Origin of the sequence: Mesorhizobium sp. WSM3626 (genome assembly GCF_000513935.1) — a bacterium.
Taxonomy (GTDB): Bacteria; Pseudomonadota; Alphaproteobacteria; order Rhizobiales; family Rhizobiaceae; genus Mesorhizobium; species Mesorhizobium salmacidum.
Map to the genome: position 1 here is coordinate 1 of NZ_AZUY01000026.1, position 13,742 is coordinate 13,742.

Sequence of the window (13,742 nt, forward strand, 5' to 3'; positions counted from 1 at the left end):
GCCCGCTGACATCCGAAACGGCGATTGCAATTGGCACCTGGTCGAGGAACTTCTTGAATTGTTCGCTTTCCAGCGCGCTGGCAAGGTCCGGCGTTTCGAGCAACTGCTCGACCGTCTCCGCCTTATCTGAATTCGATGTCATCTGCTCATCCAGGAATTTTCTGATGCCATCAATATCAGCGACGCATTGCTCGGAATATCGCCAAAGCGGGATTGCTGGCATCATGAGTAAGCCGGCACCAGCCTGCTCTCGCGCAATGGCAGCGCCATGGTGAAATGCAGGCCCTCCCGAAGATAATTCAGCTGGATGCTGGCATCGCATTGAACGGCCACCACCTTCTCCAGCAGCGTCGTGCCGAAACCGCGCCGTGTTGGCGGCTCTACGTTGGGGCCGTCCAGTTCCTTCCAGTCGAGATTGACGATCCGCGCGTCGCCCGACCTGCCCACTGACCAGCGCACGTCGAGCCGACCGAGCGGGCGCGAGAGCGCGCCGAACTTGGAAGAGTTGGAGGCAAGTTCATGGAATGCCATGCCGACGGGGATCGCAATGTCGGCGATCAGCGAGACCTCGGGGCCTTCGAGCACGATGCGAGGCGTGTCGCGCGTCTCGTAGTGGCGAAGCTCCCGCTCCAGCAGTTTGTGCAATGAAGCTGTCTGCCAATAATCGTCGGTCAGCATGGAGTGAGTGTCGGCCAGAGAGACGATCCGGGCCGAGAAGTCTCTCATGAAATCCTCGATGTTGCCGCTCGACTTGGCGGTTGCTCCCATCATAGCACGCACATTGGCAAGTGTATTCTTGACGCGATGATGCAACTCGCGGATGAGAAGCTTCTGACGGTCTGCAACCTCCTGCTTCTGTTCGATATAAGATTTGACTTCGAGCTGGCGGGCGCGGGCGCGCAGCGCCGAGCGTACGGAATTGGTCAGGCTCGACGCCAGGAAGGGTCTCTCCAGTACGATAAGGTAGCGATCGAGAAAGGCCAGCCGCTGGTCGAAATCGGTCCCGCGCATCACCAAAAGCACGATCGGAAAATCCGACCATGCCGGCTGCTTTTCGACCCATGCCGCAAGGCGGCTTCGGTCCGCGTTGATCAGGGCCTCCTCGGCAACCACCAGACACTGAGCCTGATCCAGCAACGGCAAGGTGTCCTCTAGTGACGTGCAGATGTGCGCGTCGATCTTGCTCGCCGCCAAAATCGAGGCGGCAATCTGGGCGTCGCGTCCGACCGGAGTAAGCACCAGGACGGAGGTCTCCGCTGGACTCACGATGCCTTGTCCTTGAGCAGGTCGGACTGCTTGCCCTCAAAAAATGGCACGCCAGTCAGGATGCCGCGAAACTCCTCCAGCGGCACGCCCGCGGTAACGCCAGTGCCGCTGATCTTGAACTCGCGGATCGTATCCTCATGCGGACCGACACGCTTCTTGACCACCGAGATGGCGCGGCGTAGGCGCCCGCCGCTTTCGAAGAACCGCAGCAGCATGATGCCATCGCAGAGATATGTCATGTCCACCGGCGCGGTCATGTGGCCGATCAGGCCGTGATTGGCCAGAAGCAGGATGGTGACCACGCCCTTCTGGTTGAGGTAAGTCAGGATTTCGTGCATCTGCAGCAGCAGGTGCTGCTCTTCCGACATGGCATTGAGATACCCGGTGAGGCTGTCGATGATGACCATTCTCACCTCCGATTGCTCCACCCCCGACTGGATACGCGTCGACAACTCACCAGGCGAAAGCTCGGCCGGATCGATCTGCTCGAGCAGCAGCGACCCGTCGTTGGCGTAACGGGCAAAATCCAGGCCCAAGCCAGCCGCCCTGGCGAGGAAGATGCGCTTGGTTTCGTCGAACAGCAGCACCAGCACTCGCTCGCCGCGCGCAAGTGCTGCATGGGCGTAGGTGCTGGCGATGCTCGACTTGCCGATGCCGGAAGGCCCCATCAGCAACGTGCTTGTACCGCGATCGAGACCGCCACCGATCAGTGCGTCCAGGGAGCTTTTGCTTGTCGCCGGCGTGCCGTGCGCGCCCAGTTCGTGCTCGGAGGCGACAAGCCGCGGAAACACCACGACGCCACCGGCCCGGATGGCGAAGTCATGGAAGCCACCACGGATCTGCACACCGCGCATCTTGATGACGCGCAGGCGCCGTCTTTCGCCGCCATAGGTCGGCGACAGCTGCTCCATTCGGATAACGCCATGGCTAATCGAATGCAGGTTGAGATCGTCATGCTCGGCAGTTAAGTCGTCGAGCAGCAGCACTGTGGCATTGTTGAGCAGAAAGAAGCTTTTCAGCGCAAGCACCTGCCGGCGGTAGCGCAAGGAGCCTTGCGACAGCAGCCGAATCTCCGACAGCGAATCGAACACCACCCGGTCCGGCTTTATGCGTTCTATCTCGGCAAGGGCCGACTGCACGGTTTCGCCAAGCTCCAGGTCGGACGAATGCACCAGCGTCTGCAACTGAGAGGGGTCCAGGCTGAGCTCGGGCGGCACCAGTTCGAGGATCTCGATGCCGTTCAGGTCCCAGCCATGGCGGTTGGCGACCGACAACAGCTCGCGCCTGCTCTCCGAGAGTGTAATGTAAAGGCATGTCTCGCCGTTGCGAGCGCCCTCGATCAGGAACTGCAGGCCGATCGTCGTCTTGCCGGATCCAGGCCTGCCCTCGACGAGATGAGAGCGGAACTTCGCATAGCCACCTCGAAGGACGTAATCGAGACCTTCAACGCCGGAAGCGACTGGCGACGCATCGTCTTCTCTGTCCACGTTAGCCCTCGCGTTTCGTGAACACCGTAACGGACCCGCGTGCCGATGGTTCCGCAGCCGGCTGCGCTCCACGACACGACCGGTCAACTCTGGCCTGCCGCTTTCGCCGGCGGCGGCCCGGTCTTGACGTCGAGGATCAGGGGCGGCTCTTCAAAGACGCGCCGGTGACGCATCAAACGGGAGGTGATGAAGACTGACGCACCGCCTGAGTCTGGCGCGCGGCGCGCGGCCACTAGCGACCTCAAGGCCTCCAAGAAAGGTTTGAGGCCAGGCGGTCAGTGGAAACTACTGCTGCGTTTGTTGCCGGCTGACTTCAGTCGGACTCCCTCTCGGCAAGACTTCACATATCATTCCTGCAAAGGCATGTGGTCAGGGACGATCGTTTGCCTATGAGCTTGTAGAGACCCAGAAGTTCCGATGCTGCGCGGCGCACGAGTTCTCAAGCCTTTGGAGCTGGAGGTTCGATCGGCGTATGCGCGCCAATGCGGTTGGCCTCCGCCGTTGCGGCGTTGGCCGTAGTCCAGTCTCTAGACCTGTTGCTGAGCGACTGCGCTAACGGCACAGCCGATGTCCGCGTCATCCACGTGCGAAGATAGAGCGTGAAGGTAGCCGACGTTATCGAGCGTAGCTCCCCTACAGTGGCCGTTCATAGCAACGCCCACGTGCTTGCATCGGAATCATCTCTTTGAAGTTCTGGACAGCGCCAAGACGCCCAACCGGATCCAAAGGGAGAGTAGGGACGCTTAAGCGGCTTGTTGAAATGGCTCGAATGTGGCTCTACGGCGCGTGAGCGCTTCCCCGCCCCGGGCGAACCTCGCGGATTGTCTGCTTTGAATCGCGCAACCAGTCGCCAAAGCTCCACCTCGTGGGCGTCCGCTAACTGCCTGGCGTGCTCTTTCGCTGCAGCGTCGTCCATGCAGGCAAGGTCGACCCCGCCCTTGAATTGACCGTGTTCGTCCAGAACGTATAGCCGATAATGCGTCATCGCTTGTTCTCGATTAGGATTGCCAGCCCGCTTCGGCTGCAGCCTCATTTGGATTGATGCACTGGGCAGCGCCGCCCGGTCGTTGCTGATCGCCCCACTTTTGGGTGCTTGCAAAACAAAGACACTGCATAACGACGTGACCGAACATAGAATGTATATCTTCCGCTAGTTGCATGTCATTCACGTTGACCCAAACCACGTGTTGGGCGATTTGCCTGAGCGTACCTCCGCCATATCCACAAAGACCCAACGTAACTGCGCCATGATCATTAGCGTATCGAACGGCACGCAAAACGTTTTCCGAGTTTCCGCTTCCCGAAATTGCAATGACTAAGTCGCCCTCATTGAGAATGTTCTTCAGTTGCTCGACAAACACATCTTGGAAAGAAACATCATTCGCGTACGCGAATGTAAGGCCAACATTGTCGACCAGCGTCCGACCACGAAAGGGGCGTTTTGTAGATAGATAGATACTCTTATTCCAGTCCGTGATGAAATGCAGCGCTGTCAGGGAACTGCCACCATTTCCAAGCGTGATGATCTGCTTTCCATCCTCCTGGGCGTGCGCGACCAAGGCCACTGCATTGTCAAAGCTTTTGTGGTCTAGTGAAGCCAGCACTATTTCAAGTTTCTTGAAATAAGCTTGGGCACTGCCGCCTACGGGGTTTGTTCGGCCTGCTCCGATATCGGTTGCTTGAGCACTTCCACCAAAATGTTTCATTGGACGGCCTCCGATGTCGGTTGATAATGGACGATGCGACTCCCGGCGAAATCAAACTTCACAGGGAAGTGCTTTAGCTCCCCGAGAGCAACTCTGATTGCGTCGTGGCGATCGGGAGGCGCGAAGAACATGAGAAAACCTCCCGCGCCTGCCCCGAGTAGCTTGCCGCCCGTAGCGCCTGCCTGCAACGCTGTCCGGTACCAGCCATCGATCGCATCATTCGTGATTTCTTCGGAGAGGCTCTTTTTTAAGACCCAATTCTCGTGGAGGATTTCGCCGAACGCGTTGAGATTACATTGATGCAGTTCATCACGAAGGTGATATGTGAGCTCGACCATCCGCCTGAGCGCTTTGCGCTTGTCCGGCGCTCTTGCGATGCCCTCCGACTGGCGCACGAGAATGTCGGACGCACTGCGCGTCATACCAGTGTAAAACACAAGAACTTGCTTCTCGATTGAAGCAATAAATTCACGTGGACATATGACCGGCGACACCGAGACGCTATCATCTGAATGAAACTCGATAAGATTCAATCCGCCGAAGGCTGCGGCGTATTGATCCTGCCTCCCAATGGGCGCTCCACAGAGTTCGATCTCAATGCAACAACTATCAGCGCCGAGCTTTGCCTTCGAGACATATTGTCCCCGAAACGCGTTCAGCGCGTGCAGAAGGCCAACCGTAAAAGAGCTCGATGACCCAAGTCCTGTTCCCCTCGATGGAATATCGGCGATGGTTGTTATCTCGACGCCTCCGTGGATTCCAAGATAACCCATCGTCGCCCTTACGATTGGATGCTGGATATTCGCGACGCTCTCTACCTCTTCCGTTTTGGAGTAAGCGATTCGGGTGCCGTTATCGAATTTACGGTTCACGTTCACGTAGACATACTTGTCGATAGCAACGCTCAGGACGGCGCCACCTTCCTCCCGATAGAAGGCAGGAAGATCGCTGCCACCCCCGACAAAGCTGACTCGAAGCGGCGTCTGGCTAATAATCATCCGACCGCCTCGATCAGTTCGATCGCCCGCAATTGGACGCAATGATTAGCACTCGCCCGCGATGCAAGCACGATCGGCGCCTCATCCTCTTGGCGGGAACGGTAGATACTCGCTGCACCTTGCCGATGCACACCTCGCTGAGAGTATTCTCGCGTTACTCGGCATCTCCTCAGCTCCTCATCGATATCTACGAAGAACGTGTGTGCACGACCGCGCAAAACAACATCGGACAGCGAAAGGGCGACGGCTCCGTCGACGACCAGGACGGTCTCCGGAGAAATGGTTATCTTTTCTGATCTCGGATGCGAAAGCCTGCTCAGCTGTCCGTAATGAGGCAGGTCATGCGTTTTGCGGGAATGAACTCCCACCAAGCGACCCAGGGCCTTCCTCGCCTCGTCCACATTGTAGCGGCCAATCCCCGTTGGTTCGCGACCGGCGCCGGAGCGTATCCAGCGATCAAGAGCAACGACTTGCGCATCGAGGCCGCGGCCGCGAAGGACTTCCACAATAGCACTGGAAAGAGCGCTCTTGCCGCTCCGGGCGAGCCCTCCCACAAAACAAACATCGCCCGGCTTCACATGCGCGATCAGATCAGATGCTGTGTCTATCAAGAGCGGATGAACAGTGAGGATGAATTTGGCGGCCTCAAACAGATCTGAGACCGTATAGTCGGGCATGACCTGGTATTTTCTGTCCCACCCGCCTGCGCCCGTCTCGACTAGGATCGATCTGATGCCAGACCGTTTCGCGAGAGCGACGTCGGTAGAGGAATCGCCGATGATCCACGATTGACTGCGATCGATATTGAATGCCTCGACGGCCTTATCAACCATCCCGGTAGAAGGCTTGCGGCATTCACAGCGGATCTTCAGCGCTTCCACCTCACCAACAAAGCCGCGATCTGGATGGTGCGGGCAGAAATAGATGGCATCAACAAATGCTCCACTGCGGCCAAGCTCAGTTTCCATTTTGTTATGGATCATCCGCAGGTCTCGTACAGAGCAATCACCTCTCGCCACGACGGGTTGGTTGGTGACGACGATTGTCCGGTATTCGGCCCTGTTGAAACAAGCGATAGCGGCCGCAGCTCCTTCAATCAATTCGAAGCGTTCGGGACGATCAATGTGTCCATGGTCAACATTGATGCACCCATCCCTGTCCAAAAAGACGGCTTTCTGCGGGGAAGCGAGTGAGGCTTGAGCAATGCGGCCCGATTCGAAGTCGGCGCAAACCTTGTCCAGTCTCGTGGGGGTTCCCGCGTCTTTTATGTACTCAGGGCTGCTGTAGCTTCTAATTTCCGTGCCGGCCCGAAGCATTTCAGGAAATAGGTCTTTGCCAAAATCGAGCGGAGGTGCCGCCGCGCGCCACCGGAAAAGGGCCTGTTTTCGAATGTAATAAAGCGCTGCGCTGACCTTGTTTGGATAATAGCAATCTGGATCGTGAGGATATGGATGGAACGCGGTAACCATGCCTTCTTCCGATGTTTCTATCAGGTCGGAGTCGTGCGGATGGTCATTCGGGTGGGTGAAAATTGTTGCCGCTGCCGCTGTGTGTTTCTCATGGAAGGACTTAAACCGGGTCAGGTCGATGTCGAGCATTGTGTCGCCGTAGATCGTCAGGAAATCGTCGTCGAGCAGATCCAAAACGGCCAAAACTGCCCCAGCTGTCCCTCGAGGCGCTCCGTCATTTACGCAACGAACGTCAATTCCCCAATTCTTGCGCTGATTGCAAAATTCCATAATTTGATCGGCTGCGTGGTTCACCAGGATCAACATCCTCGTAATCCCGTGTTCCTTGGCGAGGAGGATTTGATGCTCAAGAAGCGGCTTGCCACCAATGTTGGCCAACGACTTAGGTAAATCACCGATCCGGCCCCTGAGCCGCGTGCCTCGACCACCCGCAAGTATAACGGCCTGCATCACAGGGGTCCTTCCTGCAGCGCGACTTCTACGACGGCTTTTCGAACAGCGTCAGCCGAATCAAGCTGGGGCCGCCAGCCGAGCGCACGCAGTTTTGCTATGTCATAGGAAAACCGGGGAACATCCCCCTTCCAACCGCGATCTTCGGCTCCGTATTCGATCCCCGCGCCCGGTGCGACAGCCTCGACAGTTGTTTCCGCTATAAAGCTAACGGTTACTCCTTTGTCCTCGGGACCGATATTGTAGTAGCCCAGCCGCTCGGACGCGTTTGCACGCAGATAGACAATCGCATCGATCAGATCATTGACATGAAGATATGCCTTACGTTGCCGCCCCGATCCGAGGACATTCAGCTTATTTGGTGAGACCCTCAACTTTCTCACGAAATCAAGAATGACGCCATGTGTTGCTGGAACACCGATGACGTTCGGAAAGCGAAAGATCAGGGCTCGAGCTAACCAGTTCTCAACGGCAGCGCTGATTAAGGCTTCTGATGCGAGCTTCATGGCCCCGTAATTGGAGATGGGCAGCAGCGGCCCAACATCCTCTCTAATCGGAGCCTCCCCCAAATCGCCATAGACGGCTGAGCTGGATGCGAAGGCAAAGAAGGGAACCCGCGCCTCCTTCATCACGTCCAATAAGTTGAACGTGGATAAAAAGGTATCGCGTAGGTCAACGGAGGCATCGGCAATGCCTGCGGGAATGTCCGAATTGGCAGCCATGTGCCAGACTTCGGAAATCGGAATGCGACTGTGACAGTTCATAAAGCGGCTTGTCACGGCACCCGCGTCTGCGAGATCGACTTTCTCAAAAATAAAGCTCTCACGCGTGGAAAGCTCGTTCAGGTTTTCCCGGGAACCTCGCGACAGGTTGTCAAAGCCAAAGACGGTATGTCCACGGTCAATAAAATTTCGTGCAAGCCTGCTTCCTACAAAGCCCGCAACTCCCGATACCAAAATGGCGTGCCGTTCACCCAATGCGATTGCTTCCTCTTGTGCCAAGCTCTCGGTTCTCAACGACAACATGCTTGCCAGCCTTCATCGCTGGAGACCGGGGAATTCGACCGAGCTCGGCGTCAAGCTCTGCGCTCGAAGACCTCATGCGTCTTGCTGAATCATCGCATGATTTTCACCGGCCCGCGATCATTCCTCAGGAGTAGCCCCATTTTGCAAACCCCACCGGCTGATACCCGCTCGCCTTGCAGCGACCCGATAAGAGCGCCCGAGCTCAAGGCGTTCGGCGCATGGCACTGCCCAGATGGAAAGCAGGGTGCTGCCGCAGATCCTTGCGATCGTGCTGACTTGCAGAACTTCGCCGTTGCTGTCTCAGGCGCATTGCGTGGGTCTTGACTAGTATCGACGCAATTTTCCAGAGGAGAGTCGAACGCAGTCCAGCGAGAAGCTCCGAAACTCTATTCCTAACTGCTTGAGCCGCTCCACACCGGGCACCTCCGCCGCCGGATGCACGAGCCCAAGAATGGAGTCGGATCGGAAGGGAAGGGGGATTTGCAGGGCCTCAGCTGCCTTGAGAACGCCATTGACAAGCTGCCAGGGCACGGCGACGGCGCGCAGTGTCCTGCCTTGTGATGCGGCGATCTCTTTCATGAGCCGTCGGAACGGTACCGGTTCGGGATTGGCCAGCCCTACCGGTTCCGGCAGGGGCATGTCCGATTCGGCGATAGCCACCATGGCGGCTGCCATGTCCGCCTCATGCACGGTGAACTGATAGGAGCGCGCCCCGATGAGAGGTGTGACCGGCAGATTGCTGAGCTTGCGAAGCGCGCCCGCCATGCCGCCCCACCCGGGGCCGTACACCAGTCCGAGGCGGGTCGAGACACCTCCCAGGCTGCTGGCGGTGCGCTCGCAGGCCAGTTTCGCTTGACCGTACAACTGTCGGGTTCCCTTATAGGCGGACATCGAGGAGATAAAGATGACCCGGCGAACCCCTGCGTCGATAGCATTGCGCAGGAGGTGCTGCGAGCCGGAGACATTGACACCCCACACGTCGCCGGCGCTGACGAGACTCAGGTCCCATGCACCGTGGATAAGCACATCTAGGTCGCTGAAAGCGGCCCCCGACGGTGGGCGCTTGATGTCGTAAGGGCGCCACTCGGCGACGCCGGCCGCATTTCCGGAGGTCACACAGTTCGACCGGGCAAACGCGATGACCTCATGCCCCTGTTCGGCGAATGAGGCACGCAGGATGGTCCCGACATATCCGTTGGCTCCGGTGATACCGACCCGCATATGAACACTCAACCCGTCAGCTGCATCGCTTCGCTGGCAATGCGATGAGAATTGGCCATCACGGTCAGGGTAAAGGTAGTAGCCGGAACATTTGGGAAAACCGATCCGTCGATGAGATGAACCCGGTCCCAGCGCGCCAGCCGCCCGAGGCGGTCTGTCGTCGCATTTCCAGAATCCGGCTCTCTGGCATGTGGAAAACTGCCGCCGAAGTGGTAGCTCTTGGCCGCGCCCGACCATAGCATCCGCGGCGTGACCGGCCACAAGTCGAGGTAAGGTGCCGCCCTGCGGATCCGATTTATCACGTCACGCAACATGGGAGGAACGTCCTTCGCCTCGCCGAAACCATCTGAACTGAGAGTTATCTGGGGTAGCTCATCAGGGGCTGCGGACACTTGAGCGCAGATCCGGACCTTAGGTGATGCCCAGGAAGGCAGGTAGCCCAGGCCTACCGTCAACCGGCTCAGGAGCCGATCGGTCGCAAAGGCGGCGGCCCGGTGTCGAAGGAAGCCGGGAAGCGCATCGCTGTACGCTTGGTTGAAGGGGTAGAAGTGAATCTGCGAGACATCGAAGCCCTCCTCGTCCCGGGCGATTACCATGGTGAACTGGTTGAGTGTGAAGTCCTGCCTTGTACGTGGGTCGGGGGTCGGCCTCATGGACATCATTGGAAGAACGAACTGAGCCGATTCCGAAAGGTGTACTACCGGCTGGGCGGATCCGAGCGAGCCTAGGATGAGCCGGGTGGTCCCGATTGCTCCGCAGCCCACGAAGACCCGGTCGGCTGTGAATCGCCGCATCCGGCCGCTCGACAACTCCCGGGCCTGAACGACGGCCGTGTCGCCGTCCTGGTCGACCCGTACCGCGAGTAGCCCGCTGTGGTAGTCGATCCTCCCGCTTTGTCTGAAGCGATCGAAGCTGTGCGACGCCGAAAAGATCAGCGACCGCGGGCATCCCGTCATACATAGGCCGCAGGGCTGGCATTCGGGCGCCGAGAAGGCGAGCCGGGAGCGGCCCATGGTTATTCCGTTGGCGCGCACTCGATCGCGGTGCCGGTCGTAATTCGCCAAGACCATTAGGGTCCGTGGCGCCAGCGGCGGCAGCGGGGCCGGGGATCCCATGAGCGGGAACCACTCCTCGAGATCGTCGGACTCTCCAGCGAAAGGAATGTGGCCCAGGATCGTCCGATAGTGCTCTTCCATATCCGAGAAGTCGAACGGCCATCCCTTGAACGTGGCGGCGCTGAAGGGCATGATTTGGGCCCCCCAGACATTGCTGAATCCCCCGTAGGCACTCGAGATGACAGACGAGTTGACTCTGCCCTCTGACTTGACGCCGTCGAGCTGGCCCATATTGGCAAATGGGAAATCGGATCCGTAGCTTCTCTTTTCAGGCAACGAATCGGATTGGACCCGCTTGGGCTGCAGGCTCACGCGGCGTACGTCGTTCTCATCCCAATTGTCGACACGAAGCTTGGACAGCCTGGAGATTACCTCCTGCGCTTCGGCGTCCAGCACGGTGCCCGGATCGAACACGGTTATCTTCTCGTCCGGTTTTTCCGATAGCGCCAACACGGCTGCCGCTGCGGCCGGGCCCGAACCAATGATTATTGACGACGGCATCTACTTTCCGCGCCCATCGGTTTGCGCGACTGTGTCCAGTATCTGCTTGGTTGCCTGCTGGCGCCGCCCACGCAGGCGCCGCGCCAGCTCGATCCGGCCGACGACGTGGCCCGCCGCGGCCAGCCCCACGCCAGCGACTATTGCCGCCGACCGGGCCAGCCCGCGAGCGTCACCCTTGGCCGCTTGTAGAATCTCCTGGCGCAGGCCCTTGGTCAGGGCGTACCGGACGAAGCGGGCCTCTGCACCAAGTGTGGCGGCCTCGCCCATCTGCGCAAAAGCCTCGAGCTTGCCCTTGTTGACGAAGAAGCAGCGGCGCCAGAAGTACTTCCAGGTCAGCCGCGAGGCGGGTACAAAGTGGCGAACGATCGCCGCCGGTTCATAGATAACCGCCTCACTGCCCTTGATGTGCGCTACGCGATGGGACATATCCATGTCGTCGTGGTTGTCGGAATGGAACCCTCCCACCTGCTCGAGGAGGATCCGCCGTACCGACATGTTGGCTCCTATCAGGTGAGCCAGGGGGCCTCGGCTGGTCGGCAGGCCATCATAAGCACATCCGAACACCCAGTCGAACTGCACCGGAAACCATGCCGGGCGGTCAGCCTCGAAAACCGGTAAGGGGCGCCCGCCCACGGCGCCGATTTGGTCATCCTGGTACGGCTTGGTGAGGATCTCGAGCCAGTCCTTGTCGGCCGCCGCATCGTCATCCAGAAACGCCAGGATCTCTCCAGTGGCAACCTCAGCCGCCGTGTTTCGGGCCGACCCCAGGTGCCCGTCATGCTTATTCTGGATCACCAGTACCGGAGGGGCAGATGCGGCCAAGTCAGCCCAGTAGGCCACACAACGGCGGAACAGGGGTTGGTCGACGCATACGATGATCTCGCAGGGTTGCACGGTCTGCTCCTGAACCGAGGCCACTGATTGAATCATAAGCTCCCATCTTTCCTCGGTATAAGCACAGATAATCACCGAGATCGTGGGGGGGCGGCGACTCTGCCGGCGTTCGCTGTTTACGCCTTCCCCGGGCTGCCGGGTTTTCGATACAGGCTGGCCGGTTGTGGCAAAGGCAACGTCACGACCGCGGTGGGCAAGTTCGATCCCTAGCTTGGGGACGTGGCCGTCCTGGCCAACGCCAATCGGCGGATGGGATTGCGCAAGCATCAGACTACGCATCTAATAAATCTCCCGACTTGAGCTTCCGATATCAGTCCAAACTCTTCGATGATCAGGGCGACGCTTTTTGACACGCCAGGCTATCGCCGGGTGGATTCGGCCTTCCCGCGAGCCTGTTTCGCCATGACCAGAGCCGAGGTTCGCGCCGCCCTGACACCGGCGTTTAAAGTCGCCGGAGCCGTCGAGCGTGCAGGCGCAGGTCACGGCGGAGGCCTCGGTCATGGCAACTGCTGACCGCTTTCGGGGGCCGGGCTGGTGTCGCGTGTCTGTGTGGCCCGAGCCGCGGCGGCTTTGAGGATGTTCCAGAGCGCCCCGCCGTCATTATGGATATCGAACTGGTCGTGTTCGTCGACGGGATAGCGGCCGCTGTCCTGCCGCGAGACCAGCCGCCACACCATCCAGCCGGCGCAGTTGCGATCACGCGTCAGCGTATCGAGCCACATGGCGTAAGCTTCAGCCGCGTTCTTGTTGGAACGGGCATGGCCAAATTCCTCCAGAAGCACCGGCTTTTTGGCGCGGGCCCCCAGCTGGCAGAACTCGGGGATCATGTCGTTGAATTGCTGGATGGTGAGGTTGTAGTAAACCGGATAGCCGTGCCAGGTCCCAAAATCGATACTCGGGATGGTCAAATCAGCTAACTTGGGATCGAAAATGTTGGCATTCCCTGAGCTGACAAGGTGATTGGAATCGAGGGACTTGAAGTAGGCCGACATTTCGGCGGTCCAGGCCAGCCGCAGGGCCTCGGGCTTCGCATTGCCTTCGTTGATCAACTCCCAAGCCATGATGGTCGGGTCGTCCCGGTAGGCAAGTCCGGTGAGCGGGTTGACGCGCTGAACAACGTGGCGGACCCATGTGCGGTAGTCCCGCTTCGTGCGAGGGTCGCTGAAGAAGAACGTGGCCTCGTCGCGGCTCCCATACCAAGCCCGCATCTGCTGGGCGCCGCCCGTGAAGGCCCAGAAATCCAGGACAGTGATAATCAGCCTGAGGTGCCGCTTGCCGGCCTCGGCGATGAGGAAATCAACCTTCTGCATGCCGTTGGCGCCGTCATTGATTGCCATGCTGTTTTGACTGGGATCCCAGTAGAGCAGGTACGTGCCCTTGACCGCGAGGTTGCTGGCTTCCCCTTCAAGCTGCCAATCCCATATCGTGGCGACGCGTCCATCTAGCGACCCGATCACCGGCTGGAGGAAGGTGCGGACCACATTGGCGCGCATCGCCACCGCATCGTCGAGAACGCGGGTGACCTCATCCTTAGACCCGTAGGTCAGATAGTGATTATTTACGCCCGTGACGAAGAACGGCTCGCCGTCCAACGTGAAGTTCGTTCCGGA

Annotated in this window: 10 protein-coding genes and 1 pseudogene; all 11 read right to left on the minus strand. The window is 59.0% G+C overall.

The window, feature by feature from the left end; translation table 11 throughout:
- Nucleotides 1-223 (minus strand): annotated as a pseudogene (locus M653_RS1000000137765) (hypothetical protein); the annotation flags it as partial.
- Complete coding sequence (locus tag M653_RS0118460) at nucleotides 223-1,266, minus strand: sensor histidine kinase (protein ID WP_027144681.1); 1,044 nt, start codon at nucleotides 1,264-1,266, stop codon at nucleotides 223-225. The pseudogene M653_RS1000000137765 and the gene M653_RS0118460, both read right to left, overlap by 1 nt.
- Nucleotides 1,263-2,753 carry an ATPase domain-containing protein gene (locus M653_RS0118465; protein ID WP_027144682.1) on the minus strand — a complete coding sequence of 497 codons (1,491 nt, stop codon included), beginning with the start codon at nucleotides 2,751-2,753 and terminating at the stop codon, nucleotides 1,263-1,265. Before M653_RS0118465 ends, M653_RS0118460 begins: the two co-directional genes overlap by 4 nt.
- A gap of 998 nt (nucleotides 2,754-3,751) precedes the next feature.
- On the minus strand, nucleotides 3,752-4,459 hold the full coding sequence (locus M653_RS01000000132880) for an SIS domain-containing protein (RefSeq protein ID WP_084636747.1): 708 nt from the start codon (nucleotides 4,457-4,459) through the stop codon (nucleotides 3,752-3,754).
- On the minus strand, nucleotides 4,456-5,457 hold the full coding sequence (locus tag M653_RS0118475) for a GHMP kinase (RefSeq protein ID WP_027144683.1): 1,002 nt from the start codon (nucleotides 5,455-5,457) through the stop codon (nucleotides 4,456-4,458). The genes M653_RS01000000132880 and M653_RS0118475 overlap by 4 nt, the downstream gene beginning before the upstream one ends.
- A complete protein-coding gene (locus M653_RS01000000132885) occupies nucleotides 5,454-7,376 on the minus strand; it encodes an HAD-IIIA family hydrolase (protein ID WP_051442715.1) in 1,923 nt (640 codons plus the stop codon). The genes M653_RS0118475 and M653_RS01000000132885 overlap by 4 nt, the downstream gene beginning before the upstream one ends.
- Nucleotides 7,376-8,401, minus strand: a complete 1,026-nt coding sequence (locus M653_RS0118485; protein WP_084636748.1) for an NAD-dependent epimerase/dehydratase family protein — start codon at nucleotides 8,399-8,401, stop codon at nucleotides 7,376-7,378. Before M653_RS0118485 ends, M653_RS01000000132885 begins: the two co-directional genes overlap by 1 nt.
- 324 nt (nucleotides 8,402-8,725) lie before the next feature.
- The gene (locus M653_RS01000000132890; protein ID WP_051442716.1) at nucleotides 8,726-9,622 is read right to left on the minus strand and encodes an NAD(P)-dependent oxidoreductase; all 897 of its coding nucleotides are present in this window, start codon (nucleotides 9,620-9,622) and stop codon (nucleotides 8,726-8,728) included.
- An 8-nt stretch (nucleotides 9,623-9,630) separates the two neighbouring features.
- On the minus strand, nucleotides 9,631-11,238 hold the full coding sequence (locus tag M653_RS0118495; RefSeq protein ID WP_027144685.1) for a GMC oxidoreductase: 1,608 nt from the start codon (nucleotides 11,236-11,238) through the stop codon (nucleotides 9,631-9,633).
- A complete protein-coding gene (locus M653_RS01000000132895; RefSeq protein WP_198028804.1) occupies nucleotides 11,239-12,411 on the minus strand; it encodes a glycosyltransferase in 1,173 nt (390 codons plus the stop codon).
- Nucleotides 12,412-12,629: 218 nt separating this feature from the next.
- Nucleotides 12,630-13,724 (minus strand): beta-mannosidase, encoded by a 1,095-nt coding sequence (locus M653_RS01000000132900; RefSeq protein WP_156938218.1) that lies wholly within the window; start codon nucleotides 13,722-13,724, stop codon nucleotides 12,630-12,632.
- Nucleotides 13,725-13,742 lie beyond the last annotated feature (18 nt).

Coding starts and splice junctions, on each gene's coding strand:
- M653_RS01000000132880 (WP_084636747.1), bottom strand. CDS start 4,459: ATGAAACATTTTGGTGGAAGTGCTCAAGCAACCGATATCGGAGCAGGC.
- M653_RS0118475 (WP_027144683.1), bottom strand. CDS start 5,457: ATGATTATTAGCCAGACGCCGCTTCGAGTCAGCTTTGTCGGGGGTGGC.
- M653_RS01000000132885 (WP_051442715.1), bottom strand. CDS start 7,376: ATGCAGGCCGTTATACTTGCGGGTGGTCGAGGCACGCGGCTCAGGGGC.
- M653_RS0118485 (WP_084636748.1), bottom strand. CDS start 8,401: ATGTTGTCGTTGAGAACCGAGAGCTTGGCACAAGAGGAAGCAATCGCA.
- M653_RS01000000132890 (WP_051442716.1), bottom strand. CDS start 9,622: ATGCGGGTCGGTATCACCGGAGCCAACGGATATGTCGGGACCATCCTG.
- M653_RS0118495 (WP_027144685.1), bottom strand. CDS start 11,238: ATGCCGTCGTCAATAATCATTGGTTCGGGCCCGGCCGCAGCGGCAGCC.
- M653_RS01000000132895 (WP_198028804.1), bottom strand. CDS start 12,411: ATGCGTAGTCTGATGCTTGCGCAATCCCATCCGCCGATTGGCGTTGGC.